Raw genomic sequence first — 22,891 nt, forward strand, 5'->3', positions numbered from 1 at the left:
GGCTTTGAAAATGGTAGATCAGAATATGCTTAAAACGATCATAGAGCAGGTACTGACGGAGATGAATCTTGGAAACGCCGCTCCGGTCCGGTCGCCGGCCGCCGCCGAGGTCGCGGACGTCGTTAAAAATTCCGACGGGCTGACCACGGAAAGCGTCGTGAAGGTGGACGACGGCTTCATCCCCGACGTTTCGGCGATCGATATCCGCAAACAGTATCTGGTGGAAACCCCGCTGAACCGCGACGCCTATTACGACCTCAAGCAGTACGCTCCCGCCCGCCTCGGCATCGGCAAAGCGGGCGCCCGCTACAAGACGCTGCCGGTGCTTGAGTTCCGCGCCGCGCACTCCGCGGCGCAGGACGCGGTATTCTCGCCGATGGATCTGGAGTTCGTCGAGAAGCTGAACCTCTTCGTCGTCCGCACCATGTGCACCAGCAAGGACGAATACCTGACGCGGCCGGACCTCGGCCGCAAGCTGACTCCCGAGGGAGTGGCGATGATAAAGGAAAAATGCAAGAAGAACCCCACGGTGCAGATATTCGTCTCCGACGGGCTCTCGTCGGCGGCGGTAGTGGCGAACATCCCCGACCTGCTTCCGGCTCTCATGCAGGGACTTCAGAGCTACGGCATCGACGTAGGCACTCCCTTCTTTGTGGAATATGGGCGCGTCGGCGTCGAGGATGAGATCACGGAGATCACGGGAGCCACCGTCACCTGCGACCTCGTGGGCGAACGCCCCGGCCTGATCACCGCCGAATCGATGTCGGCCTACATCACCTATAAGGGTACGGTCGGCATGCCCGAGGCACGAAGGACGGTAATCTCAAACATCCATAAAGACGGCACGCCGCCTGTCGAGGCGGGGGCCCACATCGCGGAAGTCATCAAGATAATGCTGGAAAAGAAGGCCAGCGGAACAGACCTGAAACTGTAACAGGGGAGGCACGGGCTATGAAAAGAGATCCTTTAAAGGCTAATGTACTTGCAACACAGATAATTCCCAACGTTGACCCCTCTCTCGCCAAAGAGCTGGGGCTGTCGCCCTCTCAGCGTTCGCTGGCGCTCATCACCTCGGACTCCGACGACGTCACCTACACGGCGCTCGACGAGGCGACGAAAGCCGCCGACGTTCAGGTCGTATACGCGAAGAGCATGTACGCCGGGGCCGGCAACGCGACGACGAAGTACGTGGGAGAGATAATCGGCATCCTCGCGGGGCCGAACCCCGCCGAGGTCAAGAGCGGTCTGGCCGCCGCGGTGGATATGATAGAAAATGTGGCGCACTTCGTCTCGGCGAACGACGACGACTCGGTGCCCTACTACGCCTTCTGCATATCGCGCACCGGCTCCTATCTCTCGAAGGTGGCGGGCATCGCCGAGGGAGAGGCGCTCGCCTACCTCATCGCGCCGCCGCTGGAGGCGGTCTACGGCATGGACGCCGCGATGAAAGCCGCCGACGTCAGCATGTGCGCATTCTACGCGCCGCCCTCCGAAACAAACTTTGGCGGCGGCCTGCTCACCGGCTCACAGTCGGCTTGCAAGGCGGCCTGCGACGCCTTCGCGGCGGCGATAGAGTACGTCGCGGAGAACCCGAAAGTATAGACGATGAAAGCGTTGGGGCTGATGGAATTTCTCGGATACCTGCCCGCGGTAGACGGGTTGGACGTCGCGCTGAAAGCGGCCGGCGTCCGGCTTCAGAGCTGCCGCCGCGACGGAGGCGGCCTCGTCTCGCTCCTGATAACGGGCGAGGTGGCCGCGGTCAAGGCGTCGCTCTCCGCGGTGCGGGCGGCGTCCGGAAAGGCGCTGCTCTCATCGTCAGTGATAGCGCGCCCCGCGGATCAGCTTGCCGCGATGCTCGAGGGGATGTCTCCCTCTCCTCTGAGAGCTCCCGGGGCCGAAAAGAGGGAAGCGGGCGCGGATAAGTCCGAAAAAAAGTCACTCCTGCCGGCGGCGCTTCCGCCGGAACGTGAAGAAGAGGCGGCTCCATCAAAAGAGCCGGAAAAGGAGCTGAAGCGCGAAGAAAGCTTCGTCGATAAGGAACTCGGCGCAATGACGCTCAGAGAGCTCCGCGCGCTGGCGCGCCGGCTGGGGCTCTCCATGGGCGAGGAAAAGATACGGACCTCCAACAGGAAGACCCTCATTGCGGCGATAGAAAGGGAACAGGGGAGATAATATGCAGCTGCGTGACAAAGACCTTCTGTCCGTTCAAGAGGTGCGCGAACTGGTGAGCGCGGCGAAAGAGGCGCAGGCGGAACTTGCGGGCAAGAACCAGGAATACGTCGACCGGCTTGTGAAGTCGATCGCCGGCGCGGGCGTGAGAAACGCCGAACGCCTGGGACTCATGGCCTGCGAAGAGACCGGCTTCGGCATCCCCGCGGACAAAAAAATAAAGAATGTATTCGGAAGCCGCGCGGTCTATGAATATATCAAAGACCTGAAGACCGTCGGCGTAATAGACTGGGATGAAAAGAAACGGGTGCGCACGATCGCCGTCCCGCTCGGCGTCATCGCCGGGATCATCCCCTCGACGAACCCGACCTCGACGACCTTCTACAAGGCGCTCATCTCGCTGAAGGCGGGAAACGCCATCGTCTTCTCGCCGCACCCGCAGGCGAAGCGCTGCATCATGGAATCCGTCAAGGTGATAAAACAGGCGATCAGCGAGGCGGGCGGCAACGAAGACCTTGTCGGCTGCATCTCCATGCCGACGATGCAGGCGACCGAGTCGCTGATGCGCCACACGGACGTCGCGCTCATCCTGGCGACGGGCGGCGCGGCGATGGTGCGCGCGGCCTACTCCTCGGGAAATCCGGCGATCGGCGTCGGTCCCGGAAACGGGCCCTCCTTCATCGAGCGCTCCGCCGACCTCAAAGAGGCGGTGGCGCAGATAGTCGCCTCCAAGACCTTCGACAACGGCACGATCTGCGCCTCGGAACAGTCCGTGATCTGCACGGACGACTACTTTGAGGAGGTCAAGGCCGAGATGGAGCGGCAGGGCTGCTGCTTCCTCGACGACGGCGAACGGGCGAAGCTCGGCAAGTACATCCTCCGCGCGAACGGAACGATGAACCCCGAGATCGTCGGCAAAAGTGCGCAGGTCATCGCGAAACTCGCGGATATCACGATCCCCGCCGGCACCAGGATAATCGTAGCGCCGGAGGACGGCGTCGGCTACGGCCACCCATACTCGAACGAGAAACTCGCGCCGATACTGGCCTTCTACCGCGCGCCCGATTATAAGCAGGTCTGCGAAAAATGCGAAGAGATCCTTTGCTACGAGGGGGCGGGGCATACCTTCTCCATCCATTCGCAGAACGAGGAGATCATCGCCCACTTCTCGGCGCGCATCCCCGTTTCGCGCGTCATCGTCAACGGGGGAAGCACGCTGGGAGGGATAGGCGCGACGACGGGACTGGTGCCCGCGCTGACGCTCGGCTGCGGCGCGGAGGGCGGCAGCTCCACCTCCGACAACGTCGGGCCGCTCAACCTCATCAACAAGCGCCTCGTCGCCTATCCGCTGAAAACGACGGCGGAGGTGAGGGCCTCGATGCCGCCGTGTCCCGACGGCATCTGCGAAAGCGGCATCGACGAGGCGGCGCGGTTTGACAACGTGGACGTGAACGCGGTCGTGGCGGAAATACTGAAAAGATTAAGAGCCTAGCCGCCGGACGATACCGGACAGCGGTCAGGCAAAGTTTAAAAAATAAACTGACGGAGGAATGTAAAGATGATGAATCAGCAGGCGCTTGGAATGATAGAGACAAAAGGGCTCGTCCCCGCCATCGAGGCGGCGGATGCGATGGTAAAGGCGGCTAACGTCAACCTCATCGGCAAGGTTCAGGTGGGCGGCGGCCTCGTCACCGTCATGGTGCGCGGGGACGTCGGCGCGGTCAAGGCGGCGACTGACGCCGGCGCGGCGGCGGCGGAGCGCGTCGGAGAGCTTCTCTCCGTGCATGTGATCCCGCGCCCCGCGGAGGACGTGGACTACCTTCTGCCCACACTTAAAACAGAGGCGTAAGCGCGCCGAAAACATCGTGAGCCTCCGCCCGGCCGTTCACGGCCCGGACGGAGGCCCATATCGGAGACTGTCAGCGAGACAGGATTAAAAAGACAAAAGGAGTGGCGAAAATGGCAGACCAGCAGGCGCTTGGAATGATAGAGACAAAGGGGCTCGTCCCCGCGATAGAGGCCTCCGACGCGATGGTGAAGGCGGCCAACGTGAAACTTATCGGCAAGGTGCAGGTGGGCGGCGGCCTTGTGACCGTCATGGTACGCGGAGACGTCGGCGCGGTCAAGGCGGCGACTGACGCCGGCGCGGCGGCGGCCGAGCGTGTCGGCGAGCTGCTTTCCGTTCATGTGATCCCGCGTCCCGCGGCGGATGTCGACTACCTTCTGCCGACCTTGAAGTAAACCGGGACGCTCTTAGGAGTTGATTCCCTTGAGAGTTATTACAGAGGCGATGCTGCGCGACGAACTCAAAAGAAGCGAAATCGCTGAATATCGCGTGCCGGCGGGCATGATGCTCTCGCCCGCGGCGCGCGAGTATCTGCAGCAGCGGAAGATAAAGATAGGCAGGGAGTCCGCCTCCGAGCGCCCGCAGGCGGCGGCTCCCGCCGAAAAAAAGCCTGAGACGGCGCTCCCGCCGCAGGCGAAATACAGGGATTACGAGACGGGCGCGCTCTATCTTGAAAAACCGGAGTACATGACTCAGATCGAGGGAGACATGCTGGTGGTGAAAAACCATCCGCGGATAGCCTTTCGCGGCAAGCTGGACAGCCTCCAGGCGCTCATCGTGCTCGACCAGGCGATCTTGAGCGAAAAGGCGGGCTACGGCAAAGTGATCGCGGACCTTGACGACATCCTCGGCGTGCTGCGCGAGATAATGCGCTGCGACGCCCTGAACGAGCCGCTGCGTGTGGAGAAGATAATCGGCTTCACATCCGCAGAACTGCGCGAGCGTTCGCACGCGCCGATGAAATTCTTCCATGTGAAATACATGCGTCTGCCCGATTACAAGATGGGTGTCGCATACGCCCTGCTGAACCAACTGCGCGCGGCGGTGCGCGAAGCGGAGGTGACGGCGGTGAACGCCTTTAAGAACGGTACGAACTATGAGCGGCAGGATATCCTCGAAATATTCAACCGCCTCTCGAGCGCCGTACACATCATGATGTGCCTCTATTTGCAGGAGAACAACATATGAGCGGCGCGATGAACGGAATAACGGCGGAGATCGTGAACCGCGTGCTTGAAGCGATCGCGGAGGCCGGGCTCGTCGAGGTCGAGGTCTCGGCGCGCCATGTGCACCTCTCGGAAAAAGACTGGGAGATACTTTTCGGCTCCGCCCAAAAAGACCTGACGCCCAAGCGCCCCCTGTCCCAGCCCGGGCAATACCTCTCGGAAGAGCGCGTCAGCCTCATCACTCCGAAGGGCAGGATGGACAGGGTCGCGGTACTCGGCCCCTTCCGGGGCCAGACGCAGGTCGAACTTTCAAAGAGCGACTGCGTCTCCCTCGGCATCGACGCGCCGATAAGGGAGTCTGGGCATATCGACGGCAGCGGCCGCATCACGATAGAGGGGCCCAAGGGAGCGGTGACGATCCCCCAGGGCGTGATCATCGCGAAGCGCCACGTGCATGTGCCGGAGGCCGCCGCGCGGCACCTCGGCTTCAAAAACGGCGAGATCGTCAGCGTGCAGCTCTTCACCGACAGGCCGGTAATATTGCAGGACGTCGTGCTGCGCGTAAGCGATAAATTCAGCTACCGTATGCACATAGACTTTGACGAGGCGAACGCCGCGGACGTGCGCGGCTTCACGCTGGGACAGATATTGAAACAGGGGCCCGTCAAATGATGGACCTGAAAAGGGTGAACGCCTGCATGGCGAAGGTGGCGGCCTCCGAAAAGAGATGCTTCAAGCCGGCGGGGAAAAAACTCAAGGCCGGCCTCGATCTCGGTACCGCCTACATTGTCATCGTCGTGCTCGACGAAAACGACGACCCCGTGGCCTGTGAAAAAGAGGGGGCAAGCGTGCTCCGCGACGGCGTCGTCGTCGACTACCAGGGGGCGCTTGCGGTAGTGCGCCGGCTCAAAGGCGAGCTCGAAAGGCGGCTCGGCACCGAGCTCGGCAAGTGCGCGATCGCGATGCCCGCCGGGACCGAAAGCAGCGCCCGCACCCACCGGTACATCGCGGAGGGCGCAGGCTTCGAGGTGACCGAGATACTTGACGAGCCGACGGCGGCGAACTCCGTCTACAAGATAGAAAACGGCGTAGTCGTGGACATCGGCGGCGGTACGACGGGGCTCGCGATATTCAAAGACGGCGTCGTGGAGAAGATCTACGACGAACCGACCGGGGGGACGCACCTCAGCCTCGTCCTTTCGGGCAACTACCGGATACCTTTTGACCAGGCCGAGGTGATAAAGCAGGACTATCGGAAGCACGCGGAGATATTCCCCATCGTGCGCCCCGTGATCGAGAAGATGGCGACGATCGTCGCGCGCAACATAGACACGGACGAGACCGACACGATATACCTCTGCGGCGGAACGAGCTGCCTCACCGGCATCGAGGAGGTCTTTGAAAAGGTTACCGGCGTTCATACGGTGAAACCGGAAAATCCCTTCCTCGTCACCCCGACGGGGATCGCGATGAACTGCAAGGTATAGAGGGAAGGAGGCCTGCTTGAAAATGATCAACGAAGAGCTGATCGCGGAGATCGTGACGCGCGTCATTGAGAAACTGGCGGCGCTGGAAAACGCGCCCTGCGCCGCGGCCCCGGAGACGGGGAAAGACGCCGGCGAGATAAAGATCGAAAAACGCGTGATAACGGAAAAAGACATCATCGCCGCGCGCGGCGGCGGGGCCTCGGCGGTCTGTGTCGCGCGGCGCGCGATAATGACGGACCTGGCCAAAGAATACGCGCAGGCGCACGGGATCGTTATAAAACGCTGCTGACGGAGGGAAGATACGATGAAGGTCGCAAGAGTGATCGGCAATATATGGGCTACGCGCAAAGAACAGAAGCTCTCCGGCTTCACGCTCTTGATCCTTCAGCGCATAGATATAACGACGGGTCAGGACGACGGGGCGCCGATAGTCGCGGTCGACCTGATCGGCGCGGGCTGCGGCGAGATGGTGATATTTGTCGGAGGAAGCTCGGCGCGCAGCGCCGCGGGCGACATGTCAGTCCCCGTGGACGCCACGGTGGTGGCGATAGTTGACAACTTTGAACTGCCCGGCTGCAAGAGGGAGTGAAAAGATGGAATTATTAGAGGCGATAAAATGGGCGGGGGTAGTCGGCGAGGGCGGCGCGGGCTTTCCGACCTACGCGAAGCTTGATACGCGGGCCGAGTGCTTCATCGTCAACGGGGCCGAATGCGAGCCGCTCATCGAGACGGACAAATACCTCATGCGCACCTTCCCCGACGAGATCGTCGCGGGGACGGCGGCGGTGTCCGCCCACCTCGGCGCCAAACGTACCGTTATCGCGCTCAAGTCAAAATACAAGGCGGAGTCGGAGGCCCTCTCGCGGGCGATCGAAAAAAGCGGCGCGGCAATCGAGATCGTGAAAATGCCCGCCTTCTACCCGGCGGGAGACGAGCATACAATGGTCTACTACGTGACGGGCCGCAGCATCCCCGCGCGTGGCATCCCGATCAGCGTCGGCTGTGTCGTGGACAACGTCGGAACGATGCGGAGCGTTTACGAGGCGCTTGAGGGCAGGCCGGTGACGGACAAATACCTCTCCGTCACCGGGGACGTGCGCGAGCCGGTCATGCTGCGCGTGCCGATCGGCACATATTTCCGCGAATGCGTGGCGCTCGCGGGGACCGGGCTCTCCGAATACGCGGCCGTCAACGGCGGCCCGATGATGGGGCTGGTCCTCTCGGAAAAAGAAAAGATCGACGCGGCGGTGGTGACGAAGACGACGGGCAATATACTCGTCCTGCCGCCCGACCATTACCTTGTGGAACGTTCAAAACTCAAGATGCAGCGGATACGCCTCCAGTCACGCAGCGCCTGCATACAGTGCCGCTACTGCACCGACCTCTGCCCGCGCTGGCTCATCGGGCAGGAGATGGAGCCCCACCTGGTGATGCGCGGGCTGTGGATGGAGAGCCGGATAAAAGACGACGCGGAATTCGTGCGCGCCTTCGGCGACGCGATGAACTGCTGCAGCTGCGGGATATGCGAACTCTACGCCTGTCCGATGAACCTCTCGCCGCGCCGCGTCAACGAATACTTCAAAGGAGTATTGCGCTCGCGCGGCCTTGAATCCAAAGTCGAGCCGCATCCGGCGGCGCGCGGCTCGTTCGGCGACAGGCTGATACCGACGGAGAGGCTCGTCGCGCGCCTCGGCCTCCGGGACTACTATCCGGGACACGCCGGCCGGTGTATCGAATACCGGCCGAAAGAGGTCTTCATACCATTCCGGCAGAGCATCGGCAGGGCGGCGGAGGCGGTGGCGGAGAACGGCGCGCGGGTGCGCCGCGGCGACCTTATCGCGAAGGCGGCCGAGGGCCTTTCCTCGAATATCTACGCAAGCATAGACGGGACTGTAACAGATATCGGCGTGCAGGGCGCGCGCATAGTAAGCGGGGTGTAAATGAAGATGGGAAACGCTATCGGAATGATAGAACTATCGAGCATCGCGGAGGGCGTCAACACCGCCGACGTGATGGTGAAGGCGGCGAACGTCGAACTTATCCATGCCTCGACCGTCTGCCCCGGGAAATATGTGGCCATCGTCCACGGCGAGGTCGGCGCGGTGCGCGCCTCGATGAAGGCGGGGCTGGGCGCGGCGGGGCATTACGTCGTCGACGACCTGCTGATACCGAACATCGACCCGCAGATATGCCCGGCGATCATGATGACCACCGAGCCGGGGGAGATCGAGGCCGTGGGCGTCATAGAATACTTCTCCGTAGCCTCGGCGATAATGGCGGCCGACGTCGCGGTGAAAGCGGCTAATGTGAGGCTCATCGAAATACGCATCGGCTTCGCGATCGGCGGCAAAGGCTTCGTCACCCTCACGGGGGACGTCGGCTCGGTGCGCGCCGCCGTCGCCGCGGCTGCGAAAGAGGAGGCGCTGCTGGTTTCAAAGACGGTCATACCGAAGCCGTCGCGCCAGCTCGTAGAGAAACTTATATGAACCAAAACCGGAAACGCCGGGCCACGGCAGTGCCGGCGTCTTTGTAAAACAGGAAAGAGGGAATGAAAAATGTTCGACGAACTGATCAGCAACCTTTCAAACATACAGGTATTCACGGAAAGCCTGCATGGCTGGGTCAGCGGCCTCTCTGTCAACTCGGCGATCATCTTCGTGATGATGCTGTTCATGCTCCTGGGCGCGGTCGACAAGATCCGCGGCAACAAATGGGGCTACGGAGAGGAATTTGACAACGGATTCAACGCGATGGGCCCGCTCGCCATCGCGATGGCCGGCGTCGTCGCCGCCGCGCCGGTGCTCGCGATAATCCTCAAACCGATCATCGTTCCCATCTACGGCATGGTCGGCTCCGACGCCTCGATGTTCGCGACGACGCTGCTCGCCTGCGACATGGGAGGCTATCCGCTCGCGATGAAACTTGCCGCCAACGAATCGATCGGCAACTTCTCGGGGCTGATACTCGGCACGATGATGGGGCCGACGATCGTCTTCACGATACCCGTAGCGCTGTCGATCATCAAAGTGCAGGACCGCCCCTACCTCGGCGCGGGCGTCCTCGCGGGACTCATCACCGTCCCGCTCGGCTGCATCGCGGGCGGCCTGCTGATGAACATGACGCCCTACAAGATAGACCTGGGGACGATCCTCGTGAACCTCATCCCCGTCATAATAATCGCCGGCCTCATCTGCATCGGCCTCTGGTTCAAGCCGCAGAAGATGATAAACGGCTTCAACGTCTTCGGCACGGCGGTCACGATCCTGATCACCATCCTCACCGCCGTCGCGGTATTCGAATACCAAACCGGCATCCACTTCCCCCTCTTTGATAAGATGGTAGTTCCCGCGGAAGAGGGCGGCAGCGTGCCGCTTGAAGACGGACTGCTGATATGCGGACAGATCGCGACGGTACTCATCGGGGCCTTCCCGATGGTCAAGTGGATCACGCGCACCTTCGGCGGCGCGCTTGAGACGGTAGGACGCCATCTCGGAATGAACGAGGACGCGGCGGCCGGCATGGTGGCCAACCTCGCCAACAACATTGCGATGTTCAACATCTTTGAGAAGATGGACCCGAAGGGCAAACTGCTCAACGTCGCCTTCACCGTCTCCGCGGCCTTCGTCTTCGGCGACCACCTCGGCTTCACCGCCGGCGCGAACCCCGAGATGATATTCCCCGTCGTCGTCGGTAAACTCGTCGCCGGCATCACGGCGGTCATCCTCGCGAACTTCCTCGCGCCGATGCTGCTCGCGAAAATAAAGGAAGCAAAGGCCTGATGAAATGCCGGCCCTTTGCGAAGGCGGCTGCGCGGGCTGCCCGATAGCGAAACAGGAGGCGAAAAAAATGGAAAATACCAGCGGAATGAACGTAAGCGAAAAAATGCTGCGCGAGATCGTGACCGAGGTCGTGCAGAGCATGGCCGCCCGCCAACCGGCCACAGGCGGCTTCACGAAGATCGTGGACCCGAGCGGCATAATCCTCATAAAAAGCGAAACGGTCAAGTGCGAGCCCTTTCACGGCGAGGCGGGAGTGAAACTCAAAGACGTCGTGACGCTCGAAGAGGCGCCGCGCATCGGCGCCGGGATCATGGAGCTGGACAGGACGAGCTTTGAGTGGACCCTCACCTACGACGAATACGACGTCGTATTCGAGGGCGTTCTCGAAATAGAGATAGACGGCCGCGTAGTCACGGGCAAGCCGGGAGACATCATCTACATCCCGAAGGGGAGCCACATCCACTTCCGGACGCCCGACAAGGCGAGGTATGCGTACTTCGTTTATCCCGCCAACTGGCAGTAACACTGTAAATCGGCGTTTATAAGCACGATTTGCGTCATAACTTAGGGCTCTGGCGTCCTCGCCGTATTAATATACGGCTCCGGTTCCAGAGCCCTAAGTTATTTAGCAACTCGCACTTCTAAACGCCGATTTACGCGATTGCGGGGGAAGAGAAACTGGGATTTAGCGGGCACCCACAAAAAACAATATGTCGATATTCAGCGATTTTAATTTATGCCTTTAAAGGCCCCCTCCCCGAGGCGGCCAGGGAGCCAAATCAGTGTTTTTCTGATTTGTGCGAATCGGCTGGTAGTTACACCAGGGCTGGCTCGGCGGTGTTTTTCCGCCGAGACTGGAGGAGTTTTGACCTTGGGTTTTGTTTTAATTCAGACCAGAAAAACAAAACTCAAAGTCAACCCTCCTCCACCGGCTTCGCTGGAGCTAAGCGACTCGCACAAAACGAAAAAACATCGTTTTGGCTCCCTGCTTATCGGAGAGGGAGCCAAAGGTCTTAGATAAATCGCAGTTTATCTTTCTCCTCTCCCAAAGGAAATCAACAATAGCAGTTTTGCATAATAACAAAAAATCGGCGCGAAGAAGTGCCGTAGGCTAAATAAGCCGGTCTCTGAGTACCGGAGCCGTATTCTCCATACGGCGAGGACACTCAGGGGCCGGCTTATGACGCATACGGTGCTTATTCGCGCCGATTTTTATAAACGCCGATTTACATTAGAAGGCGGGAATGACCCCCTTGGAGCCCAGCTTTTCGGTGATGAACTTTTTCACTTCGGGCGAATTTAACGCCTTGGCGAGCGCCTTTATCTTCGCGCTGTTCTTGTCGCCGCTGCGGCAGGCGAGCACCACCGCGTAGGGGGAATCCTTCGATTCGAGCGCGAGGGCGTCTTTTGAGGGATCAAGTCCCGCGTCTACGGCGAAGTTCATGTTGATGACGGAGATGGTCGTGTCGGGGAGCGTGCGCGGGAGCTGCGGCGCTTCGAGCTCTCTTATTTTAAGCTTTTTGGGGTTCTCGACGATGTCGGCGGCGGTCAGCTTGTTGCCGGGCTTCATCTTCAGCAGTCCCTCGCGTTCAAGCAGCTTATAGGCGCGGAAGCCGTTGGTCGGATCGTTGGGGACCGCGACGACCGCCTTTTCTTTGACATCCTTCAGCGACTTTATCTTCTGCGAATAGATGCCGATGGGCAGGAGGTGGACCTTCACGAGCGGCACGATGTCGAGCTTCTTTTCGCTCTTCATGTTCTCAAGGTAGGGGATGTGCTGGAAGAAGTTGGCGTCGAGGCTTTTGTCCTCCAGCGCGTAATTCGGCTGCACAAAGTCGGTGAATTCTTTGATGTCCAGTTCGTAGCCCTGTTTCGCGAGCACCTCTTTGGCGACGTCGGCGATCTCCTTCGCGGGGAAGGGGGTGACGCCGAGGACGATCTTTTCCGCCGCGCAGGCCGACGACGATATTACCAGCAACGCTAAAACCGCGAGAAAAACTTTTTTCACAATGATACCTCCAGTAAGATTTAATATATTTATCTGCGTATTTATATTGAAAACCGCTTCACCGTCTTTTGAACCGCAAAGTCCCCCTTCCGCCAAGACTTCAAAAGACATAAAAAAGGACCGGCCCCGCAGCGGCGGACCCGGTCCTGTAACGACAACGCGTGCTTAAGCGCCGGCCATTTCAGGAGAGGACCCGCAGTGAGCGCACATCATCATGTACATTATCGAAGAACAGTTTATCAAATACACGGCGTTTCCTCCTTTCCTCCAAAATGGACGCTGAAAAATCATTGGGGATGATTTTATACTCAACGGTCTGGAAATGTCAAGCACGTCGATCATTATTTTGGCGGGCCGGTGTTAAAAGTCTTTAGCAGAAGAGACTGAGCATGCAGTGCTATGCCTGAAAAGCGGATTTGTATTATAATAGAAAAAGTTATAAAAAATTAGGAGTGTTCTTATGAAAAAGATATTCATCATCGCGTTGTTTTTACTTTTTGCCTGCGCGGCGGCCGCTTCCGCCGCCTCTCCGTGGTCGCCGAAGGCGGGGGAGTATTGGATCAAGGTCAACAAGCAGCAGCTGCGGCTCACGCTCTTTAAGGGCGGGGAGGTCGTCAAGAGCTGGCCTGTCTCCATCGGCAAGGGGCGCGGCAAGGTCAAGAGCTCGCGCCTGGATCTGATCACGCCGACGGGGACTTTTACCATTTACAGGGTCATTCCCGACGCCACAAAGCTTGTATTTGACCCCGCGTGGTTCGATGAACCGGGAAAGGCCGCCCCGGGAGCCTATGGCTCAAAGCTGATCTCTTTTTACAACAAGTGGGAGATCGCGATCCACGGGACCAACAATCCCGGCTCTGTGGGGCGATGGGCGACGCACGGCTGCATCAGGCTCAAAAATCCCGATATCGAGGACCTCGTAAACTATGTCAAGCCGAAGATGAAGATCGTGATCGTCGAAAACAACGATATACCGTTTTTGAAGGAGACGATATAATCAGCGGATGGATCGGCGTCGCTTATGAAATAAAAATTGAAAGGAGGCGGTACGCCCATGAGTCGCGCATTTGTGAAAGAGGATGACGGAGAACGCGGAAACGCCGTCGCCGACATACAGTTCCGCGAGGAGAAGGTCGAGTGGCTCCGGATACAGGAGAAGAAGCTAGACACGTTGCTGAACGACCCGAAATCAAAAAAGATAAAGCCGGAGACGCTCGCCCGCTGGATAAAGGAGACCGAGGCCGACATTACTAAGACGAAAAAAGAGCTAGGTTACTAGTGAACCACTGATTATATGCACCATCCGCGTCACAAGCAGCCCCCGACCGAGGCTCCAACGTATTAATATACGCCTCCGCCCCGCTCGGGGGCTGCCTGTTTAGCGGCTGGTACATCTAATCAGCGGACGATACGTCAGGTTTTATATGGCAAAGAGAATTAATCAATAGTTCTATAGGGATAAATAACTATCTGACAAATAAAGGCTCCCGCCCGCAAAACTGCGGCGGGAGCCTTTCGCTTTTCGCGCGTTTATCTCTCCCAGTCCACGAGTTTGCCGGGGTTCAGGATGTTTTGAGGGTCGAAGGCGAGTTTTACGCGCTTTATCAGCTCCAACTGCGCCTCGTTGAGGAAGAATTTCATGTAGCCTTTGCGTTTGAAACCGATGCCGTGTTCGCCGGAGAGGGTGCCGCCCATTTTGAGCAGCTCCGCGTATATCCGTTCCTGTACCGCGTGCAGCCGTTCGTGCCAGTCCTCGCAGTCGGGGGAGATTATCGTGCAGTGCATGTTGCCGTCGCCCGCGTGGCCGTAGGCGATCCATTCGAGGCCGTCCGCCTCGGCTTTTTCGCGGATCATTTCCAGCAGCTGCGGCACCAGCGCGGTGGGGACGACGAGGTCTTCTTTCGTGTAGCGGCTGTAGAAGAAGGAGACCGCCTCCGGCACGGCTTTGCGCGCCTGCCAGATGCGATCTTTGGTAGTGCGGGTGTCGGCGACGTAGACTTCGCTGGCCCCGTGTTTCTGCGACAGTTTGCCGATCTCCTCGAATTCTTTCTCAATGAGGCCGGCGTCGTTGTTTTCCAGTTGGATGATGAGGGCCGCGCCCGCGTCTCCCGCCGGTACCTGGGTGTTGAGGTATCTCTCCGTGAGTTTCAGAGCTTTTTGATCGAGGAATTCTATGGATGCGGGGATGAGGCCGCCCTCGGTGATGATGCGCGGCACGAAGTCGATCGCGCTGCGCGCGTCGGGGAAGGCGGCAAGCAGGTCCACGGAATGGCGCGGCAGCGGCATCAGCTTGAGCACCGCCTTGGTGATTATCCCGAGTATCCCCTCGGAGCCGGCCATCAGATGGACGAAGTCCAGCCCAGTGACGTCCTTGCGGCGTTTGCCGCCGAACCAGGTGACCGAGCCGTCGGCGAGCACGACTTCCAGGGCGAGCAGCTGCGCGCCGGTCGCGCCGTATTTTATGACTTTGTTGCCGCCGGCGTTTTCGGCGATGTTGCCTCCGATGAAGGAGGCGTCGCCGCTGCAGGGGTCTCCGGCGTAGAGCAGGCCGTGCTGCGCCGCCGTGCGGCTGATCTCCGCCGTCACGACGCCGGGCTCGGCGGTGATCGTGAGGTTTTCCTCGTCAAGTTCGAGGATGCGGTTCATCTTCTCAAAGCTCATGACGATGCCGCCCCAGGCCGGGAGCGCGCCGCCGGAGAGGCCGGTGCCGGCCCCGCGCGGCGTGACCGGTATCTTGCGTTCGTGGGCGATTTTCATTATTTCGGAGACATGCGCGGTGCTTTCGGGGAAGAGAAGCAGCTCCGCGGTATATTTTTTCTCGTAGGCGCTCTGCGGCACTTCGTCGTGCGAGTAGGTTTCGAGCTTTTCCTCGTCGGCGCAGACGTTGTTCGCGCCTATTTTTTCCTTGAGGGCCTCTATGATTTCCACTGTGATTTTATTGTAAGAAAAGAGATCGTTCATTGACATACCTCCGAACCTAATATCAGGATATAATAACATAAATATGGCTGGAGGCGATGTGTATGCAAAACGAGATAATTTATGGCCCGACGCTTGCAGGCGAGGAAGACGTTTATCTCTTCCGTGAGGGGACCCACAGACGGATATATGATTTTCTCGGCGCGCATCCGCTGGAGCACGAGGGGCGTCCGGGCGTCCTCTTCGCTCTCTGGGCTCCCGGCGCGAAAGACGTCTATGTCATGGGCGATTTCAATTCATGGGACCGCGAGGGCTGCCCGCTCTCGCCTCGGTGGGATTCGTCCGGCATCTGGGAGGGGTTCGTCCCCGACGCGGCCCCCGGGCACCGTTATAAATACCTGATAAGGACCGCCGGCGGCGGGATGCTTGAAAAGAGCGACCCCCTGGCGTTTGGTACCGAGCTGCCGCCCGCCTCGGCCTCCGTGGTCTGCGACCCCGCGCATGAGTGGCTGGACGCGGAGTGGATGGCGAAGCGCGCGGGGCGGAACGCCGTGGACGCGCCGCAGTCGATATATGAGATGCACGCCGGTTCGTGGCGGCGCGGCGACGGCGACGGCATCCTCTCATGGCGCGACCTCGCGGGGGAGCTGCCGCCCTATCTTGAGGCGAACGGCTTCACTCACGTTGAATTCATGCCCGTCATGGAGCATCCCTTTTACGGCTCATGGGGCTATCAGACGACGGGATATTTCGCGCCGACCTCGCGCTACGGTTCGCCGGAGGATTTCATGGCGCTTGTAGACGCGCTGCACGCGCGCGGCATCGGCGTCATCCTCGACTGGGTGCCGTCGCATTTCCCGACGGACTCATACGGCCTCTCGCGCTTCGACGGCACGGCGCTCTACGAACACGAGGACCCGCGCCAGGGTTTCCACCCGGACTGGAAGAGCGCTATCTTCAACTACGGACGCAACGAGGTGCGGAGCTTCCTCATCTCTTCGGCGCATTACTGGCTCGACCGCTATCACGCGGACGGACTGCGCGTCGACGCCGTGGCCTCGATGCTCTATCTCGATTATTCGCGCCGCGGCGGCGAGTGGATACCGAATAAGTACGGCGGCAAAGAGAATATAGAGGCGATCGCCTTCCTGCGCGAGATGAACGGCGCGCTCTACGCGGATTTCCCCGGCATCTCGGTGACGGCGGAGGAGTCGACCTCGTGGCCGATGGTGACGAAGCCGGTCTGGCTGGGCGGCCTGGGCTTCGGCTATAAGTGGAATATGGGCTGGATGAACGACTTTATCTCCTATATGTCGCAGGACCCCGTCTACCGCAAGTACCGCCACGACCAGCTCACCTTCGGCATGTGGTACGCCTACTCGGAGAATTTCGTGCTGCCTTTCTCGCACGACGAGGTCGTATACGGCAAATGTTCGCTGCTGGAGAAGATGCCCGGAGACGGCTGGCAGAAGGCGGCCAATCTGCGCCTGATGTTCGGCTGGATGTTCGGCCACCCCGGCAAGAAGCTTGTTTTTATGGGAGGGGAGTTTGGGCAGAGCCGCGAATGGAACCACGACCGCAGCCTCGACTGGCATGAGCTTGGCGACCCCCGGCACGCCGGGATCGCGCGCTGGTTTGCCGACGTCAATAATTTTTATCGGAGCAGGCCGGAATTGTGGGAGCTCGATTCGTCTCCTGACGGTTTTGAGTGGATAGACTGCAGCGACCGCGACGCGGGGGTCGTCTCATTCATACGCCGCGACAGGGAGGGGCGCTCCGTCGTCTTTGCCGCGAATTTCACGCCGGTAGTGCGTTACGGCTACCGCGTCGGCCTACCCGCCGGCGGACGCTGGGACGAGGCGCTTAACAGCGACGCGGAGATCTACGGCGGCTCGGGAGTCGGCAACATGGGCGGCGTCGAGGCAGAAGAGGTCCCGTTTCACGGGCAGGATTTTTCCGCGGCGCTGACGCTGCCGCCGCTTGGAATAATAATTTTGCGCGCTCCGGCGCTATGTTTATAATGTTGGTCTTCCCTTAATGTTTCAGTGTATAATATGTTCCAGCAATTTTGTGTAATACGGAGGGCGCTTTTTTGGAAAAAGGACGCAGAAGCGGAGTGTTGCTGCATATATCGTCGCTGCCGGGGGCTTTCGGCGTTGGGGACTTCGGCCCGGAGGCGTTTGCTTTCGCAGATTATCTTCACGGCGCGGGCTTTTCCGTCTGGCAGATACTCCCGCTTTCTCCGGCGATTTCGATATTCGGTTATTCGCCCTACAGCAGTCCCTCCGCCTTTGCCGGCAATATGCTTTTTATCAGCCCCCGCCGACTGTGCGCGGAAGGGCTCATAACGGAGGCGGAGCTTTCTTCTCACATGCTGCCCGCGGCTTCCGCGGCGGATTTCGACGCGGCGGGGCGCTGCCGCCGGGATCTGCTCTCCCTAAGCTGGAAAAGATTCAACGGCGACCCCGAAGCCTTCTCCGGCCTCCGCGGGCCGTTTGAGGATTTTCGCGGGAGAGAATCCTTCTGGCTCCGCGATTACGCCCTCTTTACACTGCTGAAAGAAAGATATGGGGACCGCTGCTGGCCCGAGTGGCCACGGGAGTTTGCGTCCCGGGACGAGGGGGCGCTGGCCGCGTTCGCCGCGAAAAATGAAGAGGCGCTCTCCTTCATCGAATTCACTCAGTTTATCTTTTATCGGCAGCTTGAGGCCCTCTCTGAATATTGTGCCGCGCGCGGCGTGACGCTGATGGGGGACCTGCCGATATATGTCGCCTGGGACAGCGCCGACGTATGGTCGCACCCCGGCGCTTTCGATCTTGACGCCGAAGGACGGCCGCGCTGCGTGGCCGGCGTGCCCCCGGACTATTTCAGCGCTACCGGGCAGCGCTGGGGCAATCCTCTGTATAACTGGGAGGCGATGCGCGCCGACGGCTTCGCCTGGTGGAGGGGAAGGCTGGCGCACAGCCTTAAATACTGCGGGCTGATGCGCATAGACCATTTCCGGGGATTATGCGCCTATTGGGAGATCCCCGCCTCCGAGCGCACGGCGCAGAACGGATGCTGGCGTCCCGCGCCGGGGCGCGAGATGCTCGAGGCCTTTTGTTCCGACCTCGGCGCGGGCGCGGGAGAGCTGCCGTTTATCGCCGAAGATCTCGGGGTCATAACGGACGATGTGCGCGCGCTGATGGAGGAGTTTTCTCTTCCGGGCATGAAGGTGCTGATGTTCGCTTTCGGAGACGGCGTCGCGGACAACCCCTACGCGCCGCACAACATCAGGCCGCGCAGCGCCGTCTACACCGGGACTCATGACAACGATACGGCGGTCGGCTGGTGGCGCGGCAGCTCCACCGTGCGCGAGCGCGTCAACTTCGCCGCCTACGCGGGGCGGGAGGTGACGCGTGAGAATGTCAGCCGCGTCATGATACAGATGGCGCTCTCTTCAGTCGCCGATCTCGCCGTCATCCCCGCGCAGGACCTTCTCGGCCTCGACGGCTCGTGCCGCATGAACAGGCCGGCGGCGGCGCGGGGAAACTGGAGCTGGCGGCTGCTCCCCGCGGAGTTTTGTTCGCTCCTGCCCGGCGGCCATGATTTCTCTGAAAGGCTCAGAGAGCTGAATATATTATACGGGCGTTTTAAAGAGGCTGATTAAATGAACCATCTTCTGAATTCAAGGGCCGTCTACCGGGCGGCCGGACGTGATTACCGCGAGCTGATATTTTTCTCCTTTATGATCCTGGCCATCTTCCTCAAGTTTTATTTTCTTGAGTATGAGGTCTCAAGGGCGGTCACGCGCGTGCCGTTTTCCGTCGCCGCCTCTTTGGCGATCGCGGCGGCGCTGGTCCTTCCCGCGTCGCTCTTCTGGCACAGGGGACGCCTCGCGCTTTCGCTGCTGCTGGATTTCATGCTGACGGCGCTGGTGATAACCGACATTCTGCACATGCGCTACTATTCTGACCTCTTTACCTTTCACAACCTTGGGCTTTCCGCGCAGGTGGGAGAGGTCTCGGAGTCTGTATTCGCCCTTTTTTCGGCGAAGGACCTGCTTTACTTTTTTGACATTCCGGTGCTGTTCGGTTATTTCCGGATATTCCGGCACATTTCCGTGCATCCCTTTTTCCACCGGATCACCCGCCGGCGATTTTTCCGGACATGCCTGCTGTTCGCGGCGGCGGTCGCCGTCGTCGCCTTTCATATCAGCGGCTATAATAAAAAAGTGCCAGGCGTTCTGCGTTCTATGTGGGACCGCCCCGCCGTCTGCAACAACGTCGGCGCGCTGACCTATCACCTGGCGGACAGTTGGAATACGCTGACCGACAGGGCCGCCCGCCCGAAATTGTCGGCGTCGGAGCTTGAAGGCGTGCGGGAATGGTTTGAGGGGCATCTCTCCCGGCAGCGCCGCCCGCAGGGTGTATTCGGCATAGCCAGGGGCAAAAACCTCATCGTGATCCAGGTGGAGTCGCTTCAGAGCTTCGCCGTCGGCCTCAAGGTCGGCGGGCGTGAGGTGACGCCGAACCTCAACGCCTTTGTAAGGGAGGCTTCGCTGGCTTCCAACGTCTATAACCAGACCGGCTCCGGCAACAGTTCCGACGCGGAGTTCCTCGCGAACGCGGCGCTCTACCCGGCGGCCTCTGGCGTAGCCTATACCCGCTTTGCCGGCAATCATTACGCGGCTCTTCCCGGAGTGCTGCGGGAGAACGGCTATCGCGCGGTCGCGATGCACGGAGACCGCGCCGGCTTCTGGAACCGCGGGCATATGTATCCAGCGCTCGGCTTTGAGAGGTTTATCAGTAAGAAGGATTACGTGAACGACGAATCGATCGGCATGGGGCTAAGCGACAGAAGCTTTTTCCGCCAGTCGCTCGCAATGCTTTCGCGGGAGCGACAGCCCTTCTACGCCTTTATGATAACGCTCACCAGCCACTATCCCTATAGTTTCCCGAAACTTCTCGAGCAGGCCGCGTTTGACGCCGGCGAATATAAAGGTACGGTCGTCGGCAGCTACCTCGCGGCGATCCATTATCTGGACCGGGAGTTCGGCGCTTTTATCAAGGGGCTGAAAAAGTCGGGACTTTACGATAAGAGCGTCATCGCCCTTTACGGCGACCATAACGCGATCCCGCGCTGGGATTCCCCGACGCTCTCCAAGCTGCTGGGGATAGACTTCACAAAGGATCATAACTGGCGCTATGTGCAGCGCGTGCCGCTGGTGATAAACGTTCCCGGCGTAAAAAAGCTTGGCTGGAATCATAAGATGGCGCTGGGACTTGTCAACCTTCCCCGCTCTCTGGCGCTGCTGCTGGGAATAGATTTTGAGAGCGGCCTCGGAACCGACATCTTCGACGGGAGTGATGCCCCCGTGATCTTCCGCAACGGCTCCTACGTCACGGGCGAGATATTTGTCGAACCGGCGAAGAAGAGCGCCGTCAACGTCAGGAGCGGCGAGCCCCGGGACTATTCGGTGTATGCGGAGATGACGGAGAGGGTCAAAAAGACGCTCGATATAAGTGACAAGATATTGGAATATGACCTGATGCCTCAAATTTACAATAAATAGGTGATCGTTGACTGATGTTTTTCCCGCATAAGGATAAACCGGTTTCCATAAGCGGATATCTGTTCGCGGCCGTCGTCGCCGCGGCGGTCTGGCTCAAGTTCCTCTCGGTGGACTATGCCGTCGCCGACGTGCTCAACTGGCCCACCTTCGGCGTGCTGACGATGCACGCGCTGCGCCATACGGCGCGCGCGCTCGCCGTCTCGCCGTCCTCGCTCGGGGCCATCCTCTGCCTGCTGCTGCCGCTGATGTTCTTCCCGCCGCGCCGGCGGGCGGCTGCGCTCGTAGTCATGGACCTGCTGCTTTCGGCGCTCGTGCTCACCGACAGGCTCTTTATACGCTATTACGCCGATATCTTTATCTTCCACGACCTGATGCTCGTGCCGCAGACCGGGCTCATCGCGAAGTCGATCTGGGCGCTGCTGAAACCGTGGGACCTGCTGATCTTTGCCGATATCCCCCTTATCGTCTGGCTGATGCGCGGCGGCAGGCTTCGCGTCGTCTTCAAACGGGAGCGGAGGCGAGACGCGGCCCTGCTGCTCGCCCTCTTCCTCTGTGCGGCGGCGGTTCAGGGAGCCGCCGTATGGCACATCATAAAGTTCCGTCCGAACATCATCGACGCGATGTACGACCGCCTCTCCGTCTGCGCCTGGGTCGGCACCGCCACCTTCCACTGGTGGGACTTCTTTTCTCTGACGCGCAAGGCGCTGAAGCCGCAGAATGTTTCGCCGGAGACGGTGGACGAGATACGCGGATGGTTCGCGGCGCACCGCACCGTGCCGCACGGGGGCACGAGCGCGAAAAACCTGATCCTCGTGCAGTGCGAGGCGCTGCAGTATTTTGCCGTTGATCTGGAGATAGGCGGCGTGCCCGTGACTCCGAACCTCAACCGGTTCAAAAACGAGTGCCTCTATTTTCCCAACACCTGGAGCCAGGCCGCGGGAGGCAACAGCTCGGACGCGGAGTTTATGGCCAATACCGGCCTTTTCCCCGCCGCCTTCGGAGCCGCCTATACGCTCTACGCGGACAACGATTATAATTCCCTCGCGCGCGCGATGCGCCGGCGCGGGGCGCGCGCCGTCGTCGTGCAGGGCACGCGCAGCGCCTTCTGGAACTGCCACCGGATGCACCCGAAGCTCTGGTTCCACCGGCAGTACAGCCAGAATACCTTTCCCAACGACGAGGCGATCGGCCTCGGCCTGAGCGACGAGGCGATCTTCTCACGGGCGCTTCAGATATTCAGAGAAATGAAAGGCCCGTTCTATGGCTTCATCGTCACCCTCTCGAGCCACCACCCCTTCGACTTCGCGGAGCTGCCGCGGGATACGCTGCCGCTGCCGCCCGAGCTGCGGGGAACGCTCATCGGCAGCTATCTGCTGTCGATAAACTATTTTGACCGGCAGTTCGGAATGTTCATCGACGGGCTTCGGAGCTCAGGGTTGCTCGATAAGAGCCTTGTCGTGGTCTACGGTGACCATCCGGCCATTCCGATCGCCTATAAAGAGGACATGGAAAAACTTCTCGGGAGAAAGATAGAAGAGGCGGTCGACTGGAAGGCTACGCGGCGCATCCCGCTCCTCTTCCGCACGCCGGAGACGGCGAAAGCTCCGCGCGTCGATGAGAGAAACGTCGGGCAGATGGATATTCTGCCGACCGTTTCGGGGCTGATGCGGCTCGATATCGGCACCGCTTTCGGAAATGACCTGCTGGGCAAGGATGCCGTCGGCCCGGTCATCTTCCGCAACGGCAGTTATATCGAGGGGAACGTCTATGTCGAACCAGCCGCGGGGCGCGCCACCGATCTGAATACCGGCGAACGCCTCGACTGCTCCGCCTATGACGGACTGACGGACGAGGCGGAACGCCGCCTCCGATACAACGACCTGATCCTTGAAAAGAACCTGATCGAAAAAATTATCGGGAAACAACAGTAGCTTTTAAGTTGTCATCCGCCCATTCTGAGGGT

23 protein-coding genes are annotated in these 22,891 nt (G+C 60.0%); 21 read left to right on the forward strand and 2 right to left on the reverse strand.

From position 1 onward, the window contains the following. Positions 1-10 precede the first annotated feature (10 nt). The 15 genes from eutC (at position 11) to CLOEV_RS03880 (ending at position 10,970) form a co-directional block, all read left to right on the forward strand. Entirely contained in the window at positions 11-934 is a 924-nt protein-coding gene (gene eutC / locus CLOEV_RS03810) for an ethanolamine ammonia-lyase subunit EutC (protein WP_034442022.1), read from the forward strand. A 17-nt stretch (positions 935-951) separates the two neighbouring features. Beyond that, the gene (gene eutL / locus CLOEV_RS03815; RefSeq protein ID WP_008710663.1) at positions 952-1,602 is read left to right on the forward strand and encodes an ethanolamine utilization microcompartment protein EutL; all 651 of its coding nucleotides are present in this window, start codon (positions 952-954) and stop codon (positions 1,600-1,602) included. A gap of 3 nt (positions 1,603-1,605) precedes the next feature. After that, on the forward strand, positions 1,606-2,172 hold the full coding sequence (locus CLOEV_RS03820) for a BMC domain-containing protein (RefSeq protein ID WP_034442023.1): 567 nt from the start codon (positions 1,606-1,608) through the stop codon (positions 2,170-2,172). 1 nt (position 2,173) lies between these two features. Continuing rightward, the gene (locus CLOEV_RS03825) at positions 2,174-3,661 is read left to right on the forward strand and encodes an acetaldehyde dehydrogenase (acetylating) (protein WP_051484869.1); all 1,488 of its coding nucleotides are present in this window, start codon (positions 2,174-2,176) and stop codon (positions 3,659-3,661) included. Positions 3,662-3,730: 69 nt separating this feature from the next. After that, positions 3,731-4,018, forward strand: a complete 288-nt coding sequence (locus tag CLOEV_RS03830; RefSeq protein WP_147564200.1) for a BMC domain-containing protein — start codon at positions 3,731-3,733, stop codon at positions 4,016-4,018. 110 nt (positions 4,019-4,128) lie between these two features. Beyond that, positions 4,129-4,410 (forward strand): ethanolamine utilization microcompartment protein EutM, encoded by a 282-nt coding sequence (gene eutM / locus CLOEV_RS03835; RefSeq protein ID WP_008710667.1) that lies wholly within the window; start codon positions 4,129-4,131, stop codon positions 4,408-4,410. A 28-nt stretch (positions 4,411-4,438) separates the two neighbouring features. Further along, the gene (locus CLOEV_RS03840) at positions 4,439-5,203 is read left to right on the forward strand and encodes an ATP-binding protein (protein WP_008710673.1); all 765 of its coding nucleotides are present in this window, start codon (positions 4,439-4,441) and stop codon (positions 5,201-5,203) included. After that, on the forward strand, positions 5,200-5,853 hold the full coding sequence (pduL, locus tag CLOEV_RS03845) for a phosphate propanoyltransferase (protein ID WP_008710675.1): 654 nt from the start codon (positions 5,200-5,202) through the stop codon (positions 5,851-5,853). The genes CLOEV_RS03840 and pduL overlap by 4 nt, the downstream gene beginning before the upstream one ends. Next, entirely contained in the window at positions 5,850-6,668 is an 819-nt protein-coding gene (eutJ, locus tag CLOEV_RS03850) for an ethanolamine utilization protein EutJ (protein ID WP_034442025.1), read from the forward strand. Before pduL ends, eutJ begins: the two co-directional genes overlap by 4 nt. A gap of 22 nt (positions 6,669-6,690) precedes the next feature. Beyond that, entirely contained in the window at positions 6,691-6,957 is a 267-nt protein-coding gene (locus CLOEV_RS03855) for a hypothetical protein (RefSeq protein WP_008710678.1), read from the forward strand. 15 nt (positions 6,958-6,972) lie between these two features. After that, a complete protein-coding gene (locus CLOEV_RS03860) occupies positions 6,973-7,257 on the forward strand; it encodes a EutN/CcmL family microcompartment protein (RefSeq protein ID WP_008710679.1) in 285 nt (94 codons plus the stop codon). 4 nt (positions 7,258-7,261) lie between these two features. Then, entirely contained in the window at positions 7,262-8,608 is a 1,347-nt protein-coding gene (locus CLOEV_RS03865; RefSeq protein WP_008710680.1) for a 4Fe-4S dicluster domain-containing protein, read from the forward strand. Next, positions 8,609-9,154 (forward strand): BMC domain-containing protein, encoded by a 546-nt coding sequence (locus CLOEV_RS03870; RefSeq protein WP_198006154.1) that lies wholly within the window; start codon positions 8,609-8,611, stop codon positions 9,152-9,154. Positions 9,155-9,223: 69 nt separating this feature from the next. After that, positions 9,224-10,447, forward strand: coding sequence for an ethanolamine utilization protein EutH (locus CLOEV_RS03875; RefSeq protein ID WP_034442026.1), 1,224 nt, complete (start codon positions 9,224-9,226; stop codon positions 10,445-10,447). A 67-nt stretch (positions 10,448-10,514) separates the two neighbouring features. Then, the gene (locus CLOEV_RS03880) at positions 10,515-10,970 is read left to right on the forward strand and encodes a cupin domain-containing protein (protein WP_245591104.1); all 456 of its coding nucleotides are present in this window, start codon (positions 10,515-10,517) and stop codon (positions 10,968-10,970) included. Between the two features lie 708 nt (positions 10,971-11,678). Here the strand turns inward: CLOEV_RS03880 and CLOEV_RS03885 are convergent. Continuing rightward, positions 11,679-12,455 (reverse strand): MetQ/NlpA family ABC transporter substrate-binding protein, encoded by a 777-nt coding sequence (locus CLOEV_RS03885; protein WP_008710685.1) that lies wholly within the window; start codon positions 12,453-12,455, stop codon positions 11,679-11,681. Positions 12,456-12,915: 460 nt separating this feature from the next. Here CLOEV_RS03885 and CLOEV_RS03890 point away from each other — a divergent pair, with 460 nt between their 5' ends. After that, the gene (locus CLOEV_RS03890) at positions 12,916-13,452 is read left to right on the forward strand and encodes a L,D-transpeptidase (protein ID WP_008710687.1); all 537 of its coding nucleotides are present in this window, start codon (positions 12,916-12,918) and stop codon (positions 13,450-13,452) included. Between the two features lie 57 nt (positions 13,453-13,509). After that, on the forward strand, positions 13,510-13,734 hold the full coding sequence (locus tag CLOEV_RS03895; RefSeq protein WP_008710688.1) for a hypothetical protein: 225 nt from the start codon (positions 13,510-13,512) through the stop codon (positions 13,732-13,734). A 251-nt stretch (positions 13,735-13,985) separates the two neighbouring features. On the opposite strand, the gene CLOEV_RS03900 is transcribed toward CLOEV_RS03895, so the two are convergent. After that, positions 13,986-15,416, reverse strand: a complete 1,431-nt coding sequence (locus CLOEV_RS03900; RefSeq protein ID WP_034442028.1) for an FAD-binding oxidoreductase — start codon at positions 15,414-15,416, stop codon at positions 13,986-13,988. A gap of 62 nt (positions 15,417-15,478) precedes the next feature. Here CLOEV_RS03900 and glgB point away from each other — a divergent pair, with 62 nt between their 5' ends. The 4 genes from glgB to CLOEV_RS03920 all read left to right on the forward strand — a co-directional run bounded on the left by glgB (position 15,479) and on the right by CLOEV_RS03920 (position 22,859). Next, positions 15,479-17,395, forward strand: a complete 1,917-nt coding sequence (gene glgB / locus CLOEV_RS03905) for a 1,4-alpha-glucan branching protein GlgB (protein ID WP_008710692.1) — start codon at positions 15,479-15,481, stop codon at positions 17,393-17,395. Positions 17,396-17,466: 71 nt separating this feature from the next. Then, on the forward strand, positions 17,467-19,023 hold the full coding sequence (malQ, locus tag CLOEV_RS03910; RefSeq protein WP_034442029.1) for a 4-alpha-glucanotransferase: 1,557 nt from the start codon (positions 17,467-17,469) through the stop codon (positions 19,021-19,023). Next, the gene (locus CLOEV_RS03915) at positions 19,024-20,928 is read left to right on the forward strand and encodes an LTA synthase family protein (RefSeq protein WP_034442031.1); all 1,905 of its coding nucleotides are present in this window, start codon (positions 19,024-19,026) and stop codon (positions 20,926-20,928) included. It begins immediately after the preceding gene. A 14-nt stretch (positions 20,929-20,942) separates the two neighbouring features. After that, positions 20,943-22,859, forward strand: coding sequence for an LTA synthase family protein (locus CLOEV_RS03920; RefSeq protein ID WP_051484870.1), 1,917 nt, complete (start codon positions 20,943-20,945; stop codon positions 22,857-22,859). Positions 22,860-22,891: the final 32 nt, after the last annotated feature.

The organism is Cloacibacillus evryensis DSM 19522 (assembly GCF_000585335.1).
GTDB lineage: Bacteria > Synergistota > Synergistia > Synergistales > Synergistaceae > Cloacibacillus > Cloacibacillus evryensis.